Genomic DNA, 19,133 nt, shown 5'->3' on the forward strand with positions numbered 1-19,133 from the left:
AAGCGAATGAATGCTGTAACGAAAAAACTGACGGACGCGCTGCAGCATCCAAGCGCGCGACTCACCCAGCGTTTGAGCATATGGATCGGTACGCTCGAGCTCGAGCTCGACGTGCTCAAGTTCAAGGTCAAAGCAGGATTATGCGATGACTACAAGGCGGAGGTCACCGTTACCTCGCCGCGTCTCGATATCGAAGGCAAGCTCTGCGTGGGCCGGCGTGCGGGCTTGCAGATCGACGAGCGAGTAGCCGTCCCGTCGGTGAATTATGTCCAGCCTGTCGATCACGAGGCGGCCACTTTCAATGGCATCGTCACGCGCTTCGAACGCATTAAAGCGAGCCGCGATGAGGCGACCTACAAACTCCGGATCGAACCTCGGTTTGCCGCGCTTTGCAAGCGCGTGCATGGCTCGGATGTATTCAAAGACATCACCTTTCAGGAGATGGTGACGCGACTGCTGGTCGACCGGAAGAACATCGATGCCTTCGATATCGAGTTCCATCTGGAAGGCGCGCAAGAGAAGATGGAGCAGGTTGTGATGTACGAGGAGTCCGTGTGGGCCTTCGTGACACGTCATGCAAAACGTCGAGGCATATGCTGGTTTTACAAGCAGGGTCGAGGCAAGGATGGTCAACTCGACACGCTCGTGTTCACGGACAATCCGCGCGGGTACGTGCGCTCGATCGACGTACCCCTGCTCTCTGACTCGGGCATGAACAGCAACTGGCATGAGGCTGCACTCTCCGTCAGCGAGACGCGTACGCTGGTGCCGGCCGCCATCGAGTTGTGGGAACGCAATTACCGCACGCCGGAAGATCCGCTGCGGGCAAGCGCGAGCGTTTCCCATGAGGCCAATGACCAATCGGTCTTCGGGCGAATCAGCGGTAGCGCGGAATTTCATCTGACGCCTCAGCAGGGTGAGTCGCGAGCACAGACGCGGCGCGATGAGCAGATTGCAAAGCAGGTAAAGCTTTCGGGCAAGAGCAACGCGAAGGGCATGGCACCTGGCGTGGTGGTCAAGCTGACCAATACGAAGCTGGCGAGCGCTCCGTATGGATTCGTGGTCGAGTCGATCACGATGAAGGGCAGCCGATCGAAACCGGCGCATGTCCGCTTCAAGGCGATGCCCGCGCATCTGGCCTACCGACCCGACTTCGTTTATGAACGCGACTGGAGATTTCTGAAGGGACCGGTCGTTGGCGTCGTCACGACGTTTGACTCGTCGCCTTATGGCTGCATGGACGAGCATGGCCGATATCCTGTGTTGCCGAAGTTCCTGCAGGGAACGGCTAACACGGACAAGCAGTTGCTGAAGCTGCGGCTGCTGCGTCCGTCTTCGTCGTATCAAGGTGGCTTCCATTCGCCTTTGCTGCCGTCCACGGAGGTTTTGCTTGGTGCGGCGCATGCCGATGTAGATCGCATGCATATCGTGGGAGCGCTCCATGACTACTCGCATCCGGACGTGGTGCACGGCGCCGATGCGATGTTCAGTTACGCAATCTGGCGCGCGCCGTTGCTCGGCGCCGAGGTCGTCTTCAATGATCTGCGAGGCAAGGAAAGCGCGCGTATCGCCACGGTCTACAGCCAGACGGCGTTCAATTAGGGCTATCTGCTCAACAGTAAAAAGCTCGCGCGAGGCGAGGGCTTTGAAGCGACCACCCAGGCGTGGGGGACCGTGCGCGCAGCGAAAGGACTGTTCTTTTCGGCCGATGCGGCGGCTGGCGCTGATACGCCGCACTTGGAGATGCCTGCTGCCGTCGCGCAACTGAAGGCCGCGCTACAGCGCGTAACGGACCTTGCGGCGGCGACGACACAGGCCGGTGCCCATCCTGCCGACCGGGCTAAGCAGGCGGCGCTCCAGGACAGCCTGAACCAGCTTCGCGACGCGGGGCTGCTCGCGAGCGCCCCTGGCGGCATGGCATTCGTGACGCCGAAGTCGATACAGCACTCGGCGGGCGAGAACCTGATCGCGACCGCCCGAGACATGGACGTCAGCATGGCGCAACGTCTGCGCATGGTGGCGGGCGAGCTGATTTCGCTATGCGCGCATAAGCTCGGTATCAATCTGGTGGCGGCGAAAGGGAAACTGACCGCCGCAGCACTGACGGACGGCATGGACCTGTTCGCGCAGAAGCAGCTCCGCGTTGCGAGCGAGAGCGCGGACGTCCAGGTGGCCGCGAAGTCGAAAATCACGCTTAACAGCGGCGGGGCCTCGCTCGTGATCGAGAACGGCAACATGACATTCCACTGTCCTGGCGCGTTCACCATCAAGGCGGGCTCGTTCATGTTCGTTGGCCCCGACAACATGCCGACCCAGTTGCCGTCCCTGCCGAAAAGCAGCCTGAAGATATCCGACCCGTATTCGTCATCTCACTGAAGCCATGATCATCAGCCCTCCCTTTCTTCCGGCGTCGGGCCTGACGACCAGCGACGCGTCGAACCCGGACCCCATGATGGACCTCATCGACCGGTTCGAGATCGGTCATCACGGAGCCTGGCCAGTCACCTTCGACCGGCGTTCTCATTGCGCCATCCATCTGAATGCGGGCGAGCAGACGGAACCTGTCCGCGCGATCGCCGATGGGGAAGTCGTTGCATACCGGATCTGCAGGAACGCCATCTCGGATGGCACGACTGATACGACGACCGGGCAGCCGGTGCTGAACTCGAATGCTGGCTTCGTCCTGCTGCGGCATAAGACCGACACGGGCGACGGGCGCACGATCACGTACTACTCGCTCTACATGCACCTGCTGGATATCACCAACCAGGAGCACATTGTCCCCCAACCTAACGATCCGCCGGAGACTGGCTCGGCGAACGCCTTACCCAGGTGGTTGCTCGATACGGGAGGAGGCAAGGACGGCGTGGTCCAGATCGGCGGCACGAAGAAGGTGTATCGCAAGGACATGCTTGGCTACGTTGGCCAGCATCAGGGCGTGGCACATCTGCACTTCGAAATCTTCATGACGGACGCCGATTTCACGGCCTGGTTCGAGAAGGTACAGATCGGGGTAAAAGAACCGGCCCAACCGACTACGGGCGACTACTGGGGGCACAGCTATTTCGTGATTTCTGGCCCGCAGGAGTTTTATCCGCAGCCGGCAGGCACGGATGAGATGTGGTTTCCCCGCGTGCCAGGCGGCTCGCTTGGTGCAGGCGATACGCTCTATGTCGAGGCATGGTTCAACAAGGGGCAGCGCTTTACGCGCGTGTGGATCGATAAGGGTGGCAGTGGCAACGTGACCTTGCTCACGCCCGCGCCCGTTGCGGACCCATATGACAATGCCCAAAAACACTACGAATATGACATGTATGAGCGCGCGATGGCCCTTTATCCGGCGTGCCCGAGCGATGGCTATGAGATGCTGCGGTTTGGACGCATCTTGTCGGACCATCGAACGCTGACCGGGGCGGCTTGTGCCACCTGGCTCGCGGTGCCGTTTGACGAGAACGGCACACTGGGCTATATCAACATCGCCCCGGATGCCATCAAGAAGCTGTCCGACGCGGATTTTCCATTCTTTACGGGCTGGCAAAAGGTCGATGGCGACAACACGCCGTTCAGCGACGCCGGACGATGTGATCACGCCACGCTTTGCCAGCTGACCGGCATCCAGGATTCGCTGTCGTCAGCGCAACCGCTCGAAGCCGATCCGCACAATAACAATGCGCTTGACCTACAGCTTGCCAGTTATGTACAGAACACGGAGGGTGTGGACGCAAAGCTCCGGGGGATGGTGTTCAGAGCACGCAGCGAGTGGGATTCGTCCAACAACGAAGAACGCTACAAGGACTTGAACGATCCATATGGTTTTTTTGGGAGGCAGAAAGACACCAACCCTGATGGGTACGCCAAATTCACCAATTTTTTGAGCAAGTTCCAGTTTCTGGACAAGACGCCGCTTGCGGGGGAGCAACTTTGGTTCTTTCATCCGCTGGCATTTATTCGGCATTTCAGGAAATGCGGATGGTTGAGCAAGAGAGAAATGCTTCAACTCATTCCGTCCTTCGTGATCAGGAAGCCGGGGTCGCATAGCTCTATGAATTCGGGCGTGTGGGAGCAACCTAGCCTAGGATCCGCCGCGTCTGTGCTCGATAATTTTGGCGTTAGTTTGAATAACTCGATGAGGAAATTCAAGCTCAATACCCCCATTCGCCGAGCTTGCTTTATTGGGAACGCAACGCAAGAAACCGGCTGGTTTCACTATCTCACGGAAGGAAATCGTAGCGATAATGCGACGGACTTACATAATGGCTGGTTTGGGCGAGGTTTTCTTCAGCTAACTAATCCTGGCGGAAATATGGGGGGCGGGAATAACAACTACTATAAATATTTCAAATTTATAGGCCGGAATCCAACGCTGCCAACGGGGCCGCAAGAGCTGCTGTGGCGTAACGAGATCGGGAGAGACGCTTTCCATGCAAGCCATAGTGCAGGTGCATATTGGGTATGGTCCAATAAATCAGCACCCACGGGACACAATCCATCACTTCCCCAGGTCGATAGTGCGAACAAGTATGCCGATCTTCCTTCTATAAATGAGAGAAGGACGATCAATACAAATTCAGGAATCAAAGTCTGGTACTACAACCAATCTTTCACGAATTGCGCAACGGCAGTTAACTACCCGGGTGCGACCGGCCGAAATCCACCAAATATGAATGGACTTGTCGACCGGTCAACGTCGTTTGTTAATGCGTTGGTAGTCTTGACTGATGTTACTCTCTTCAAAGGACAAAATCAGGAAGACGTATCGTGGCCAGAGAACTTTGAAAGGAGACGCGTCGCATGAGAAGAATAGCTCTGCTATGGGTGGTTTTTTCCTTAGTCACCGGAACCGCACGCGCGGCATCGATGGTTGATGACGGTGACTTGAAAAAAAATCTTTCGTCCTTGGGAACGCAGTGTCGATATCAGTTGGATAAAAATCTTATAAATCGCGTATCAAAATCATCATCAAAAGTCAATGAAAACACCATTTCGATTGACTTTTATATAGCGATAAGACCATCGAAGAGGGATGTCGACGGGAAGTTAACATTTGCTTGCCTGACGACCAAAGCGGAAGTATCAGAGCAGAAAAGCTTAAAAAAAACTACGGCTTCCGACGAGATTGCTTTGGAAGATTCTGGTGGTCGGTATGCGCGAGAAGTAGCGTGGCAGAGAAAATATGAAGGTAAAGGATGGAATGGAACGATCGCTTACGTCAATGCACTTTACGGTGATCAGCGAAAGCAACGAATTCCAGACTATTTTTTGATATGCCCCGATAAAAACGAATTAACCTGTTTCTCATTCGAAATTGTCAAATTTAAACTTAGTAAAAAAGAGAGTAATCGGATTCCTGAGGCGCTTCGAGGAATTGAAATCTTCAATTCAATCGAAAATAGCGTTAAATGAGGGTATTTTTAGCTATTGCTTCAATTTTGGCTGTGCTCGTTGCGTGCGTTGACGTTTGCTCAGCGAAGGAACGGCGGCGAAGTGACAGGCGGCTTTCCGTGGTCCGAGGTAACGGGCCGCCGCTGTCCGAAAGGGCGCCGATGCGATCTGTGGGCATACTCTCGGAAAGAGTGAAAAATCATATTGTGAGTTAGGTAATTAGCTGGATGAACTATGGCGATCCGAAAATATGTCTGCGCAGCATTGTTTTTCTTGCTTGGCGGCGCTGTGATGGCAGAAAATTTGCCAAGCGTGACCCTATCAAATGGTCATGCGTTCGTGACTACGCCGCGCGGAAAAAGCCAGATGATATCCGCGAAAAATCGAGCGATGGAATCAGATGCGAAGTTTATTGACTTAACATTCAATGGTTATGCTGATTTTGTGATGCTTAGAGATAGCGGGGCGAATCAGGAATTCTATGACGTTTATTTGTATTCAAAAGAGAAGGACGAGTATATTTATAATAAGCGTCTCAGCGATGTTCCGTGTTTGAGTGTTGACGAAAAGAACAAAGAATTAATCGGGCAGTGCTTCCATGAAAGCTCTTGTGAAAATTGGGAGGAGCACTATTCTGTTTCTTCGAATGGGAATATTTCTCTCGTGGAGCGAAAAGGGACTTATTGCGATCCGACCAATGGGCAGGGATATGCTTATATCGATCGTTTTCGAAATGGTAAAAAAATTTCTTCGAAAATTTCGCCCGTGGATAGCCAGTTGGCGCACTAAGTTATGCAAACCCCTATCCGTAAAGGCGACAAACTCGAACACGGCGGCGAAGTGACAGGCGGCTCGCCGTGGTTTGAGGTGATGGGCCGCCCGCTTGCCCGAAAGGGCGACGACGCGATCTGCGAGCAGCACGGACCGACCACTATCAACGAGGGCTATGCGAAATTTCCCGATCGCGACGGCAAAGAGGTCGCCCTCCATCATTATCGCTGCGCGTGCGGTTGCCGCTTGCTCTCGTCGCTGATGAATTTCAGCGTCGAGTAATGCCGGTCGATCTCTCTCCCGCCGGACGTCCCAGCGGGTATCCGCCGAGAATGCGTTTCTGGCCATGGGCGGCAACGTGGTTCGTATTTAACGTGTTCGGGCCGGTATTTGTGCTGCTTGCGTGGCCGAAGGGTGAGCCTGCGCGTGGCCTCGCGTTCTTGAGCTGGGTAGCCGGGGCACCGAACGGCGTGTTCCTGGTCCTGCTTGGCTTCGCACGCGCGGGTTACGAGGTGCTGTGGTATCGCGCGTACTGGCTCAACCATCATCGCGCCCTCTGGCTAGCGCAAAAAATAAGGTTCGCACAGCGCCCGCTGCATGTCGTTGATGCTGGGTATTGCCTACCACTGACGGGCAAATCCCTTGCCGAAGCTCTTGCAGGTAGACAGTCGCTCCTGAAGTTGCAGAGCGCCCGACATGGCTCGGGTAAGGTCTCATGCAACCGCTTTGAGGACCATGACCCGTTGCTGTCCGGGCCGGCACTGGTCGGTGAAGAGGGAAGCGAGGGCGACGACGCAGGTGTGCTGATCGAGGTTGCTCCCGCTGTCCAGATGATCCGTGTCGCGATTGAACCGCTGGCCGGAAGTCTCCGGGCGTTGACCCGATATGAAAAGCAGTACTGGCCACAGGTACGCGTGCTGACCGCGCCAGAGACAGCGGGCCTGTATGTGGCTCATGTTCGGGAGGCGTTGCGGCTGGATGCGCTTCCGCCGCTCGAGGTGCAGGCCGTCCCCGCGACCGACGGCCTGCTGGTGGCCGACGGCTGGCTCGACGCGCGCGAGAGTCGTCCGCTCCTCGCAGTCGCCGCAGCATGGTACGACGAGGGCATCGACGAAGGCTGTGCCGAAGGGTGTGCGGCAGTGCTGTTCGATCCCGGTTACTTCAGGCTCCCGCCGGAAGTCCGCCACAAGGCCGTGTTGCACCGGCCCGTCCAAGCAATCGACGGTGGGGCTGAATACGGCTTCGCGAATGCCACCATTTGGGGCAAGGCCAGGGCCACAGCGGTGACACGCGCGTGGATCACGCGCCCCGTTGAACACAGCGACCGCGCGCTCGCTGCCGCAGGTTTTCAGACCGCATCGAAGGACGCTGCACAGCACCGGCTCGATCGTATTGTCGGCAACGTGGGCGCGGCAAACGGCCTGCTAGCGATTGCAGCTGCCATAGAGGCTGGCGCCACAGACGGCCCGAAACTTGTTGTCGATGGCTTACAGTCGGCCATCCTCCACGTCATACCCGCAGAAAACACCAACGCTTCCTCGCATGACGACTCCCCAAAATAACCTGCAGAACATGCAACCCGACGCCGTCGCCAGTAACCCGGCTCCAAGCCGCGTGGCGATCTGGGGCATGCCCCTCGCCGCGCTCGTCCTCGCCATTGCGGCACTTCTGCTGATCTGGTTCGGGAATGGCCGCTTTGACATCGCGGATGGCGCATCCCGCATGCGGCTGTTGATCGGCATCCCAATCGGGCTAGTCGTCATCGTGATCGCGCATCTGTTCTCGGTATCGACGGGTGCATATGCTGGGGCCGCCAGACTGTTTCGCTTCGAAACCGGCGACCGCACCACGACGGCGAAGCCGCTCAAGCACGACGCACGCTTGCAACGCGTGGCCGAGGAAATGCGCGTCGCGCATGGCAGGTTCTGGCGTAGCCGTCTGCGCTGGCTGATGGTCGACGGCAGCGATACGCGGGTCGATCAGGTCGCACCGGGACTCAAGCAGGCAGGCGTTATACACGTCGACGAGACCGTCCTCGTTCACGCCGCGCCGGACGGTATCGCAAAAGAGAAGTGGCTCGGCCAGATACGCAGATTGCGTAGTCGTCGCCCGGTCGATGGTCTGGTCCACGTCGCAAATGCCGACGAGCCCGATGCGGACCTGCCCCGCACGCTCTCGTTGATTGCCACCGCGCTCGGCTGGGCCGCGCCCATCACGTTCCTTCACCCGGTCGAGACCGAGGGTCGTCCATCCGAACGGTTCGAAGCGATCGGCGCCTTCATGCCGAACGAGTCGCGCAGGCAGGCGCAGCATGCCGCCGAATGCGTGCCTGACTTGCTCGACCACGTTCAGTGGAGGTCGGCAGACGCGGGCGTGAGCCTTCATACGCGCGAGAAGGCGATATGGTTGATGCAAATCTCGAAGTATGTTTGCGACCATGCCGCGCGGATTGCTACGACCCTGGGTACGCTTGCCTCGTCGAACTGGCTGCGTGCGCCGCTCGCAGGCGTCATGTTCGCGCCGGTCTTTCCGGTGCCAACTGTCGTACCGGTACCGATACCGGTCGGGGACGAGGACGCAAACGCCACGCCGGATCAGCCTGCCGATGCTCCGCAGGTAATGACGGTTACGCGCGAGCAGCCAGCCGCGTTGCTTCCGGTATGGAAAGAGATCGCTGCCAGGGCGCCCCGTTATCGGGGCCGGCGCGCGGGCTTGTACTGGCGCGATGCGGTTGCAATGGCGGTCCTAACCGGGGCCGTGGTATGGGCGGTCGCGCTGGTCGTCTCGGGCCTCGGTAACCACGCGCTAATCAAGGATGCCGAAGCGACCGCGTGGGCGGCTCTGCAGGCAGCGCCAGGTTCGCCACAGGCAATGCGTGCGCAACTCGCCCTGCAGCAGCAGATCGAGACGCTCGAATACCGCCGGGATCATGGCGTACCGTGGCATCTGCGCGCGGGTCTCGCGCGCAACGATGAACTCCTCGACGCGCTCTGGCAACCGTATCAGACCGTGGCCATACGCAACCTGCGCGATCCGTCCGCCCATCAACTCGAAGCCACGCTCACGCAACTCGCTCAGTCTCGCGCCGACGCACTGCCCAGCACCGAAGAACAGCAGCACGACTACGACGCGCTCAAAACGTATCTGATGCTGGCGCAGCCTCAACATGCAGACGCTGCCTACCTCGCCAAGCAGTTGCCGACCACGTGGCCCGCAATCGCCGGCATGAGCGCAGGCGAATGGCTCGACACCTCGCAACGGCTCGCGTCGTTCTACGCGTCGCACTTGCGCGCGCATCCTGAATGGCGACTCCATGCATCGGATGATCTGACCCAAGCCGCGCGCAACATGCTCGTCAATCAGATCGGCCTGCAGAACTCCGACGACACGCTCTACCAATCCGTGCTGGAGCAGGCGAAGGGCAAATACGCCGATATGTCGCTCGTGACGCTGATCAACGGAGCGGACGCACGCGGCTTATTCACGACGACGCAAACCGTACCGGGCATCTACACGCGCGCCGCATGGGACGGCATGATCGGCGAGGCAATCGACAAGGCCGCCAAGGAAGGGCGCGTGGCGGCCGACTGGGTGCTCGCCGACGAACGCGCCGCGCGCGTGCCGGGCGCGGCGCTCGAAGCGCATCAGGACATCGAGGAAGTGAGGCAGCGCCTGCGCGCGCGCTATTTCGCAAGCTATACCGCCGCGTGGCAGGCGATGCTGAACAGCCTGCAATGGCAGAATGCGACCAATCTAAGCAGCGCGATCACGCAGCTCACGCGCTTGACCGATGCGCAGACCTCGCCGCTGATTGCGCTGATGAAATCGGTTCAGTATCAGGCACAGGCGGGACGTCCCTCGCAAGCGCTCTCGGACACGCTAGTGCGCAAAGCACAGGACCTGATCGGCAACAAGACAGGCATCGCGAGTGCTCAGGAAGTCGATCCGCTGGACAAATCTTTCGGCCCGCTGCTCGCGTTGATGGGCGATGATGTGGTGACGGGCACGGCCAGCAAGTCGAACGGCAAGCCCACGAAAAGCGTCGCCGACTTCAGCGGCGTGAGCCTCGCGCATTTCCTGACGGTGGCCACGACCATGCGCCTGAAGCTGCAGCAAATCGCCACCAGCACCGACGCCCAGGCCATGGCGCGTCAAATGGCGCAGGCGGTGTTTCAGGGCAAGCTCTCGGAACTCACGCAGGCACGCGACGATGCCGCGCTCACTGCCGCAAGCCTTGGCTCGCAATGGTCGGGCTTCGGCGACGCGCTGTTCTCGCGGCCCCTCGACGTGGCGTGGCAAACCATTCTGCAGCCGGCCGCGGCCAGTTTGAACGAGGCGTGGCGCTTGTCGATCGCCGCGCCGTTTGCGAGCAGCTTCAACGGGCACTACCCATTCTCGGACACCGACGCAGATGCCTCGTTTGCCGAGCTGGGTCGCTACATCAAGCCCGACACCGGACTGATCTCGCGCTTTGTGACGACACAGCTCGCAGGCACGCTTCAGCCTGAAGGCAATGCGTGGGCGCCGAACGAACTCGCGCCACAAGCATTGCAGTTCGATCCGGAGTTCCTCTCGGCACTGCGCCAGTTGTCGACGCTCGGCGCGCAGTTGTACGCGCAGGGCGATGCCAGCTACCGGTTCCAGCTCATGCCGCATCCAAATCCGGACGTCACCCGCAATATCCTGAGCATCGACGGCGCGAAGATCGAGTACTTCAATCAATTGGAGACATATACCTCGATTGAGTGGCCGGCGATCGGGCAAAGCGGCTCCAGCGGCCAGAACGGCCGTGTACAACTGACGTGGGAGTCGCTCGACGCGGGAGCACGCATTGCTTTCGCCGCCAACGGTGACTGGGCATGGCTGCGCTTGCTCGCTACTGCTCAAGTCAAGCCGCTTGACAGCACCACCTATGAGCTGACCTTCAATCAAGGCAACGGTTTTCCTCTGCAGTACGACCTCAAAGCGCAGGTCGGCGCGGGGCCGCTCGATTTGCTCAAGCTGCGCGGCTTCAAGATGCCGCAGCGCGTGTTTCTCGTCGGCAAGGGTGTGATGATGCCCGCCGGCGGACTGTCCTTGCCACCTCTGCCGCCGGAGATGCGACCATGACCGCGCCTTGGAAGCATTCCGCGCTTGAGCACGAGAATCCGTTTCTCGAATACTTCGACGCGGAAATGCGCTATTTGCGCGCCGCATCGGGCGAGTTTGCCAAGGCCCATCCTGATGCTGCCCGTCGTCTGGGTATGCGCTACGGCGAGGTGGGCGACAGCGTGCGCGCCACCTTCGAGGGCTTTGCGCTGCTCATGGCGCGTTTGCGCATGAAGCTCGACGATGGCGGTCCGGAATTCACCGAAGCGCTGATCGACAATTTGTACGAGCATGCGGCGCGGGCGATTCCCTCGCTGTCGATCATCGAATGCATGCCGCTTGGACACGGCACCGAGCGCGCGGTGCAGATTCCTGCGGGTGCCGTGGTGCGCTCGGCGCCTGTCGGTCCCGATCAGATAAAGTGTCTCTACCGCACGACGCAGGCCGTCCAGCTACTGCCACTCTCAGTCGAGGACGCGGAGGTTGCGGTGCGCGATGGTGGATGCACGGTCATCCGCGTCACATTCAAGTTGTGGCTGAGCGAACAACGTGAGGCGACGGACCTGTCGCGCATTCGTCTGTATCTGCACGGCGAGCGGGCCGCCGCGGCCGCGCTCTATGCGGCGCTAACGCGTCAGGTCACCTCGATTAGCCTGCGCTTGCCTTCGGTGCGCAATGGCGAGTTGCAGCCGCTCGAGGGCGTTCAATTCGAAGGGGCGGGCTTTGGCCCGACTACGCGGCTGTGGCCGGTCACCGAGCCCGAGCGCGACCGAGCCCTGGATCGCGAGCAGACGCTGCTGGAATACTTCGTGTTTCCGCAAAAATTTCACTTCGTCGATCTGTGCGGCTTCGACGCCTCGATGCTGCCGGCGGGCGAATCGCAGATGACGTTTGAAATCGAACTGAGCGGGCGCGTACCGGGCGATTATCCGGTGTGTCGCAAGAGCTTCCGTCTGTTCTGCACACCAGTGATCAACCTGTTCGAAGTGGATGCGCTGCCGCTGCGACCTACGGACTGGCATGATCGCGAACATCGCGTTCAACCCGGCGCGGCGGGGCACGTCGAGCCGTATCACGTGCTCGCAGTGACCGCCGCAGATCCGGAGGACAGCGCACGTCACGCATATAGCGCCTTCACGAGCTTTCGCCATCGCGGCTGGACGCTGCAGTACGAGAAGCCAGAGCGCTATTTCCATACGTCGATGCGTTTGGGCGTGGCGGGCCGGCAGCTTTGGCTGACGCTATCCGGGCAGTTGTGGGAGCGTCTCCACGCGGACGCTGCGCACGATGAGAACCGTCCGCAACCGGATCGCCATCTGACGGTGAGGGCACTGGCGAACAATGGACGCTTGCCGCGCATGGCGCTTTCCGAGGCGACGATCACCGAGACAGTGTCGGGCTTTACCGGTATCGCGTCGGTGCGCAACCTGAGCGCGCCGACGCTGCCGTTGTATCCGCCGCGCCATCACCCGGAGTACGACTGGCGCTTGCTCGGTCATTTCACGGCGGGCGGCGCGAATGAATTGAACATGATCGGGATGGTGGGCGCACCGGCATTTCGCGAGGCGCTGGAGCTTTACGACTGGTCGCCTGACGACAGTACTCAGCGGCGCATCGATGCTATCGAAGATGTGTGGTTGGCCGAGCATGAGTCGGTGGGCAGAGGACATATGCGACGCGAGGTTCGCGTGTACGTGCGCCTCGACGCTAGGGCATTCGACGGGCCGGGTGACGCAGCGCTGTTCGGTGATGTGCTAAGCCGGTTCGTGGGCCGCTATGCAAGTTTTCATCATGCGATGCGGTTGGTGCTGGACGTCGAGGGTAAGCAGACCGTGTATCCGGTGATGGAGTTCGAGGGGGCGCCATTTTGATTCGCGTTACCGCAGCGCGTCAATCACTACGGTCGTCGCCCGCGTCGTCTGCCGGCGGCTTGCACAATACCTGTGTTGTCTGGAATTGTGGCGTGGCGCTGCCGGTAGACGACGGCTTCGTCGCACACTGTCCGTACTTGCGTGAGAGACCGCTTCAAGCCGCTCTCCGCACTTCCCTTTCCGCCGCGAACCTGACCACCACAACCAGCCCATGCGGTTCCGCATCCCTTAACACAACCTCCGCGCCGATCCGCGCCGCCACCGTGGCGACGATCGACAAACCAAGACCCGAGCCTTCGGTATCCGTGCCGAGCACGCGATAGAACGGATCGAACACACGCTCCCTTTCTTCCGCCGCAATGCCGGCGCCGGAGTCCTCCACGCGAATGAACGCGCGGCCATCGATCACGCCGGCCGATAAATCCACGCGCCCATCTTCCGGCGTATAGCGGATGGCGTTATCGACGAGGTTCTTCAGCAAGATCGAAAGCTCGGCCTCGGGCACGTCGATCACCACGTCATCCTCCGTACTCGACACGCCGATGTCCAGACGCTTCGCCTCGGCAAGCGGCATCAAATCCTCGAGCACGTTGCGAAAAACTTCCTGTACACGCAGCCTGCTCGGCTTGCCCACGGTCTTGTCCTGCACGCGCGCGAGCGTGAGCAACTGATTGAGCAGCGCACGCGTGCGCGCGAGACCTCGCCGCAACGAGAACAATCGTTCGCGCGCGGCGGCGGGCATTTCCGAGGCGTCGAGGCGCTCGGCTTGCAGCGAAAGCGCCGTTAGCGGCGAGCGCAGTTCATGCGCGGCATCGGCGACGAAGCGGCGTTGCATCGCCAGCGAAATATCCACGCGGATCAGCAGGCGATTGATCGCCACGACGAACGGCGTGATCTCGGAAGGAACCGTATCTTCCGTGAGCGCCGAGAGATCGTGCTCGGGACGCTGATCGAGATCGCCCGCCAAAAGCGCGAGCGGACGAAACATGCGGCGCACGAGCCAATGAAGCGTGATGAGCAAAACCACCGCGAGCGTGCCGAACGGAATGACGGTGGCAAGCGCACTGTTGCGCGCGATCTCGTCGCGCCCCATGGTCTTCTGTCCGACCACGACACGAACGCCGTCTTTGAGCGTCTTCACGATGATCCGCCAGCGCAGGCCAGCCACGTTCGCATACTGAAGGCCGTCCCGCAGGTCGGCGGAGAGCGCGAGCGGCGCGCGTTCATCGAGTGTCTGAATCACGATCTTCGATGCGAAGTCCACACCCGGCACATCGGCAAGCGTTTCGCGCCGCATGACGGCGAGACTGCGCGGCGTCACGAGCGCGGTGATCTGCTTGAGCTGCCCGTCCTGCAACTCGTTCGCCTCGTGAAAAGCCGTCTTGAACGCGATGAAGCCGCCGATGAGCGCAATCGCCACGATCAACACCGACAGCCATGCCGACAAACGAAACTGGAGCGAACGGTTCATGTCTGCTTCGAGACCATCCAGCCCACGCCGCGCACATTCTTGATCGCCTGCGCGCCGAGCTTCTTGCGCAGCGAATGAATCAGGAATTCGACGGCGTTGCTTTCGACTTCCTCATTCCAGCCGTAGATGCGGTCTTCGAGTTCCGTGCGCGAGAGAATGGCGCCGGGGCGCAGCATGAGCGCCTGAAGCAACGCAAACTCGCGGCTCGACAGACGCGTGACGTTGCCCGTGGCCGTGACTTCGCGCGTGGCGGGATCGAGCGAGATGATGCCGTTCGACATGACGGGCGCCGCCTGACCGCTGCGCCGCCGCACCACGGCGCGCATCCGCGCGAGCAGTTCGGACATCTCGAAGGGCTTGAGGATGTAATCGTCCGCGCCTGCATCGAGGCCACGAATACGCTCTTCCACCGCATCGCGCGCGGTGATGATAAGTAACGGAACCAGATTGCCGCCGGCCCGCACCGCGCGCAACACGTCGATGCCGTCCTTGCCCGGCAAGCCCAGATCGAGCAGGGCAACGTCGTAGCTGTGCGTTTCCAGGCTCGTCAACGCAAGCCGGCCGTCACGCACCCAGTCGACGGCGTAGCTGCCGTCCTTGAGGGTGTCTTGCACAGCTTCGCCGATCATGCGGTCGTCCTCGACCAGCAACACCCTCATGCCATTTCTCCGTGGGCTCACCTTCGCCCCCGCGCGCAAAACATCTGCGAAAAGGGCGGCACAAGGGACTTTACACCGAGTGAGAAGGGGGATGGGGACATCGGCATGGAGGATGCGTCTTCTTGACTGAGTCTGAAGTCTCGAAGCGTAGACTTAGCTGGTGCTTAGGAATAAAAGACCAGGCGAATCGTTTGCTCGATGGGCCATGCCATCCGCGAAAACCCGCATCGCCGCCAATCCTAAGCTTGAGCTAAGTCTCGGCTGCAACGGTGTCGCTCTGCACGGAATCATCGCCCGCCCGTTCGCCCATAAGACAGACATGACCACCACCGCGCCCACGAAAAAAGCCCCGCGACGGCCGCCGTCCGCCGTTCTCGCCCGCCCGTTGGCCTGGGAACATTACGATCTCTCGCAATCGAATGTCATGTTCGAACGGCTCCCCGCGCCGGGCGAACTCGCGCTCTGGCTCGTGCCTACCGAATTCCGCTTCGTGTCCGCATCGAACGTCGGTCTTTGGCTCACGGTCGCCGAGCGCAAACGCGCGCGCATTCATCCAAACGCGGCGGTGGGACGGCGCTTCGGCGTCGGACGGGCGACGCTTCGGCTGCTGCTTTCCGGGGTGCTCGCGTGCCGGCAACACGAAGTGAAGCTGGAGGAAGGGCCCGAGGAACGCATCGTGGTGGCGAATCTGCGCGATGGCCAGTCGGTCGGCGTCGACATCGCTTATTGCGGTATCTGGATCGTCATTGCGATGGCGGCTGACAGAGTAGGGCTGAAGATAGCGCCGAATCTGTTCGCGCCGCGCGATACGAAGGATTTGTTCGCAGCCGCACGAGCGCGCGCGGAACGCGGTGAGGTGCGATCGCTGCAAGAGCGGGCCGCGCAGGAGACGACGTGGCATACGCTTCCGCTGCTCTTGCCGGGCGAAGCGCGTGGCGCTGTCGTGCTCGAAAGACCGTTCGAACGCGTGCGAGCGTTTGGCTGGGAGCGTCCGTTCGATGCAATTTGACCAACGGCGCTAAGCGTCCGCTAAGGAATCGATTGTTATTCTGCGGAGACTCACGGCTCTCATGGAATACTTCGACATGCAAATCAATACGGAAACGCAGGACCGACACGACCTCAAGGTGCCGGCCGTCACGCTCGGCTTCTGGCTCATCAAGATCGCGGCGACGACGCTCGGCGAGACGGGCGGCGATTGGGTCACGATGTCGCTGAATCTCGGCTATCTGGTGGGCTCCGCGATTTTCGCGATCCTGTTCGTCGGCTTCGTCATGGCGCAGGTGCGGGCGAAGGGCTTCCATCCGTCGTTCTACTGGATCACCATCGTCGCGACCACGACGCTCGGAACCACGCTCGCCGACTTTGCCGATCGCTCCGTTGGGCTCGGTTATCCGGGCGGCGTCTCGTTGATCGTCGTGTGCCTGGTGCTGTGCATCTTTCTTTGGTATCGCGTGGAAGGAACGGTCGCGGTGTCGAGCGTGACCACACCGCGCGCCGAATGGTTCTACTGGATCACGATCCTGTTCTCGCAAACGCTGGGCACCGCCGTCGGCGACTGGCTCGCAGGCGACGATCGCGGCGGTCTCGGCCTCGGCTACGAAGTGAGCGCGCTGATTTTCGGCACGCTGCTGCTTGCCGTGTGCCTGATGTACTTCTTTACGCAGATTTCCCACACGCTGCTCTTCTGGCTCGCGTTCGTGCTGACGCGGCCGCTCGGCGCCACGCTGGGCGATTTCTTCGATAAACCCATCGACCAGGGTGGACTTGCTTTCAGCCGCTTCACGGCTTCGGTCGTTCTCATCGTGGCGATGGTCGCGGCTGTGTGGATCACGGATCGAGTCGATAAGCGCAAGGCAGCGGCGTATCCGTGATCTGAGTCACGCAAAAAAGAATTTTGACGCGCTATCATCCGGGAAAACCCGTATTTGTCCGAGTGCCGGCGATCCCGGCCGACGATGAATCGGCATTGTCCCTTTGCATCGGCGCCGGCCAAAAGCCGTGTCCGATCTCCGACCGGATGTCGACCCATGATTGCGATCGTCTTTCGACGAGCGGCTGACCGGCTGCTCGTAGCAGATCCCGGCCTCGCGCGCTTCGTCACGGCGCTTCGTGCGACGCTCGCCACGTTGATTAGCGCCTTCATCTGCATCGAAGTGGCCGCGCGATTCGGGTCACCGCCGGTGGTTGCCGGACTAGCCGTGCTGTTCTGCATGATCGCCCCGCTGTTCTTGCGCGATCACACGCTGCGCGGCTGGTTAGTCTCCCTCTCTTCCCTCTATCTCGTCGCCGTGTCGAGCTTCGCCACGGCGGCCGCGCTCGATGCCGTGCCGTTCGTCGCCGATGCGGTGTTCATCGCGCTGCTTTTCGCCGGCATGCTGGTGCAGGCTTGCGGACCTCGAGCGCTTGGCAGCGCGCTGATCGGCATCGTGGCTTTTTACTTTGGCGTGTATCTGCATCCATCGGCGAACGAGGCTGGCTCGATTCTCGCGCTGTCGATGGTGGCGCCGTGCGTGATCGTGTGCGTCGCGCGCGGAATCGTGCCGCAACGCCGTATCGCCGCGATACAACTGGCGATTCGCACCGTCGCCTTGCGCGCAAGAGACGTGCTCCGCGAAACGCACCGCGCGGGGCGCATGCACACGGCGCTGTCCTCGATGAACGAAGCGGCCATCGCCTTCGAAGACCGGCTCGCGCTTCTAGACCCGGACGAAGCCGGCGCGCTGCGCGAAGCGCTCGTGGAACTCGAAGTCGCCGCAGGCCAATATGTCTTCGATGCAACGAGCCGCCCCGCACGCGAAAGCGCCTTCCGCTCGGCGATTGCGAAGCTCGAAGGCATTGAGACGACGGATTCGAAGCGCAAGAACGCGCCGCCGCCGCGCAAGAGAATCGACATGAGCCAGCTACGCACGAGCCTTTCGTGGCTGCCCGCCTTGCGCACGGGCGCGGCAGCGCTGATGGCCATGCTCGCGGGTCACGTGCTGTCGTCGGAGCGCTGGTTCTGGGCCGTCATCACGGTGTTCGTCGTGTTCCTCGGTACGCGTTCGCGCGGCGACACGCTGTATCGCGCCATGCAGCGCATTGCCGGAACACTCGCGGGCGGACTGGTCAGCGCGCTTCTGGTGACGAGTCTGCACGATCAGCCCGCCGCGATTGCAGCCGCCATGCTGCTCTGCGTTTTCGGTTGGGCGTACTTCATCATGAGCGCATACGGGCCGGGCGTGTTCTTCATCACCGTGCTCGTGGGTCTGGTCTATGGCGGTCTCGGCCTTGCCGTGCAACCGCTCGTCGAACTGCGGATCGAAGAAGTGGCCATAGGATGCCTCGCCGCCTTGATCGCCGCGTTCACCGTCAAGCCGCTCGATACCACGAGCCATATCGAGGCGCGCTTCGTCGGCGTGGTCGATGCCTTGATCGAAGGCGTGAGCGCGGCTTCAGCCAATGCGGATGAAAACCAGGGACGGGCCGCCGCCGCGGTCAGAGCGCTGGATCGTCAATGGCACGACTTCCGCGTTGCATTGCGTCCGCAGCGCGTCTTTGTTTGGGAGCCGCGTTACGAGCAGATCGCCGGAGCCTTGCAGTGCTGCGTCCACAACGTGCGCGCCATGCTCAGCGAGCGCTCCGATACGCGACAGGATGCAGGCAGCGAACACAGCTTCGGCTCGGTGATGGCGCGGCTGGAAAGCGTACGCGCGCGTTATGCACGGCCGATACGTAACACGCTGCCTATCGATACCCGCACCAGCGATGCGCTCGTCTCGCTCGATGGCGCCGTCGCGCTGCTTGCGTCACGCATTCGCGATGCACAAGCCAGCCGCGATATCTCCGTCACGTGGCGCACGCTTGCTTCGTTACGGGCGCGAATCGGCTTCCATTGAGGCAGACGACACG

14 protein-coding genes are annotated in these 19,133 nt (G+C 60.6%); 12 read left to right on the plus strand and 2 right to left on the minus strand.

What is annotated here, in order from left to right; genetic code table 11:
• Nucleotides 1-6: 6 nt before the first annotated feature.
• The 9 genes from NCT03_RS21725 (at nucleotide 7) to tssF (ending at nucleotide 13,112) form a co-directional block, all read left to right on the plus strand.
• Entirely contained in the window at nucleotides 7-1,602 is a 1,596-nt protein-coding gene (locus tag NCT03_RS21725) for a type VI secretion system Vgr family protein (RefSeq protein WP_350030170.1), read from the plus strand.
• Between the two features lie 6 nt (nucleotides 1,603-1,608).
• Nucleotides 1,609-2,376 carry a DUF2345 domain-containing protein gene (locus tag NCT03_RS34195; RefSeq protein WP_350030172.1) on the plus strand — a complete coding sequence of 256 codons (768 nt, stop codon included), beginning with the start codon at nucleotides 1,609-1,611 and terminating at the stop codon, nucleotides 2,374-2,376.
• Nucleotides 2,377-2,380: 4 nt separating this feature from the next.
• Complete coding sequence (locus NCT03_RS21730) at nucleotides 2,381-4,795, plus strand: M23 family metallopeptidase (protein WP_250493861.1); 2,415 nt, start codon at nucleotides 2,381-2,383, stop codon at nucleotides 4,793-4,795.
• Nucleotides 4,792-5,403, plus strand: a complete 612-nt coding sequence (locus NCT03_RS21735; protein ID WP_250493862.1) for a hypothetical protein — start codon at nucleotides 4,792-4,794, stop codon at nucleotides 5,401-5,403. The genes NCT03_RS21730 and NCT03_RS21735 overlap by 4 nt, the downstream gene beginning before the upstream one ends.
• A 213-nt stretch (nucleotides 5,404-5,616) precedes the next feature.
• On the plus strand, nucleotides 5,617-6,171 hold the full coding sequence (locus NCT03_RS21740) for an XAC2610-related protein (protein ID WP_250493863.1): 555 nt from the start codon (nucleotides 5,617-5,619) through the stop codon (nucleotides 6,169-6,171).
• Nucleotides 6,172-6,174: 3 nt separating this feature from the next.
• Nucleotides 6,175-6,435: a PAAR domain-containing protein gene (locus NCT03_RS21745; RefSeq protein ID WP_250493864.1), complete on the plus strand. Its 261-nt coding sequence runs from the start codon at nucleotides 6,175-6,177 to the stop codon at nucleotides 6,433-6,435.
• Nucleotides 6,435-7,715, plus strand: a complete 1,281-nt coding sequence (locus tag NCT03_RS21750) for a KPHS_23130 family T6SS system protein (RefSeq protein ID WP_250493865.1) — start codon at nucleotides 6,435-6,437, stop codon at nucleotides 7,713-7,715. Before NCT03_RS21745 ends, NCT03_RS21750 begins: the two co-directional genes overlap by 1 nt.
• Nucleotides 7,696-11,262: an ImcF-related family protein gene (locus NCT03_RS21755; RefSeq protein ID WP_250493866.1), complete on the plus strand. Its 3,567-nt coding sequence runs from the start codon at nucleotides 7,696-7,698 to the stop codon at nucleotides 11,260-11,262. The genes NCT03_RS21750 and NCT03_RS21755 overlap by 20 nt, the downstream gene beginning before the upstream one ends.
• A complete protein-coding gene (tssF, locus tag NCT03_RS21760; RefSeq protein WP_250493867.1) occupies nucleotides 11,259-13,112 on the plus strand; it encodes a type VI secretion system baseplate subunit TssF in 1,854 nt (617 codons plus the stop codon). The genes NCT03_RS21755 and tssF overlap by 4 nt, the downstream gene beginning before the upstream one ends.
• A gap of 154 nt (nucleotides 13,113-13,266) precedes the next feature.
• Here tssF and NCT03_RS21765 read toward each other — a convergent pair whose 3' ends face one another.
• Together NCT03_RS21765 and NCT03_RS21770 are read right to left on the minus strand one after the other, a co-directional pair.
• Complete coding sequence (locus NCT03_RS21765) at nucleotides 13,267-14,583, minus strand: ATP-binding protein (protein WP_250493868.1); 1,317 nt, start codon at nucleotides 14,581-14,583, stop codon at nucleotides 13,267-13,269.
• The gene (locus NCT03_RS21770; protein WP_250493869.1) at nucleotides 14,580-15,242 is read right to left on the minus strand and encodes a response regulator transcription factor; all 663 of its coding nucleotides are present in this window, start codon (nucleotides 15,240-15,242) and stop codon (nucleotides 14,580-14,582) included. Before NCT03_RS21770 ends, NCT03_RS21765 begins: the two co-directional genes overlap by 4 nt.
• Nucleotides 15,243-15,666: 424 nt before the next feature.
• Here NCT03_RS21770 and NCT03_RS21775 point away from each other — a divergent pair, with 424 nt between their 5' ends.
• The 3 genes from NCT03_RS21775 (at nucleotide 15,667) to NCT03_RS21785 (ending at nucleotide 19,120) form a co-directional block, all read left to right on the plus strand.
• On the plus strand, nucleotides 15,667-16,251 hold the full coding sequence (locus tag NCT03_RS21775; RefSeq protein ID WP_244831124.1) for a 4'-phosphopantetheinyl transferase family protein: 585 nt from the start codon (nucleotides 15,667-15,669) through the stop codon (nucleotides 16,249-16,251).
• A 76-nt stretch (nucleotides 16,252-16,327) separates the two neighbouring features.
• Nucleotides 16,328-17,116, plus strand: a complete 789-nt coding sequence (locus tag NCT03_RS21780; RefSeq protein ID WP_250493870.1) for a COG4705 family protein — start codon at nucleotides 16,328-16,330, stop codon at nucleotides 17,114-17,116.
• Nucleotides 17,117-17,272: 156 nt separating this feature from the next.
• Nucleotides 17,273-19,120 (plus strand): FUSC family protein, encoded by a 1,848-nt coding sequence (locus tag NCT03_RS21785; protein ID WP_250493871.1) that lies wholly within the window; start codon nucleotides 17,273-17,275, stop codon nucleotides 19,118-19,120.
• Nucleotides 19,121-19,133: the final 13 nt, after the last annotated feature.

Source organism: Caballeronia sp. GAWG1-1, from assembly GCF_023631465.1.
Lineage (GTDB): Bacteria > Pseudomonadota > Gammaproteobacteria > Burkholderiales > Burkholderiaceae > Caballeronia.

Excerpts from the sequence above, each read along its gene's own strand:
- NCT03_RS21725 (WP_350030170.1), top strand. The coding sequence starts at position 7 with ATGAATGCTGTAACGAAAAAACTGACGGACGCGCTGCAGCATCCAAGC.
- NCT03_RS21730 (WP_250493861.1), top strand. The coding sequence starts at position 2,381 with ATGATCATCAGCCCTCCCTTTCTTCCGGCGTCGGGCCTGACGACCAGC.
- NCT03_RS21735 (WP_250493862.1), top strand. The coding sequence starts at position 4,792 with ATGAGAAGAATAGCTCTGCTATGGGTGGTTTTTTCCTTAGTCACCGGA.
- NCT03_RS21740 (WP_250493863.1), top strand. The coding sequence starts at position 5,617 with ATGGCGATCCGAAAATATGTCTGCGCAGCATTGTTTTTCTTGCTTGGC.
- NCT03_RS21745 (WP_250493864.1), top strand. The coding sequence starts at position 6,175 with ATGCAAACCCCTATCCGTAAAGGCGACAAACTCGAACACGGCGGCGAA.
- NCT03_RS21750 (WP_250493865.1), top strand. The coding sequence starts at position 6,435 with ATGCCGGTCGATCTCTCTCCCGCCGGACGTCCCAGCGGGTATCCGCCG.
- NCT03_RS21755 (WP_250493866.1), top strand. The coding sequence starts at position 7,696 with ATGACGACTCCCCAAAATAACCTGCAGAACATGCAACCCGACGCCGTC.
- tssF (WP_250493867.1), top strand. The coding sequence starts at position 11,259 with ATGACCGCGCCTTGGAAGCATTCCGCGCTTGAGCACGAGAATCCGTTT.
- NCT03_RS21765 (WP_250493868.1), bottom strand. The coding sequence starts at position 14,583 with ATGAACCGTTCGCTCCAGTTTCGTTTGTCGGCATGGCTGTCGGTGTTG.
- NCT03_RS21770 (WP_250493869.1), bottom strand. The coding sequence starts at position 15,242 with ATGAGGGTGTTGCTGGTCGAGGACGACCGCATGATCGGCGAAGCTGTG.
- NCT03_RS21775 (WP_244831124.1), top strand. The coding sequence starts at position 15,667 with ATGTTCGAACGGCTCCCCGCGCCGGGCGAACTCGCGCTCTGGCTCGTG.
- NCT03_RS21780 (WP_250493870.1), top strand. The coding sequence starts at position 16,328 with ATGCAAATCAATACGGAAACGCAGGACCGACACGACCTCAAGGTGCCG.
- NCT03_RS21785 (WP_250493871.1), top strand. The coding sequence starts at position 17,273 with ATGATTGCGATCGTCTTTCGACGAGCGGCTGACCGGCTGCTCGTAGCA.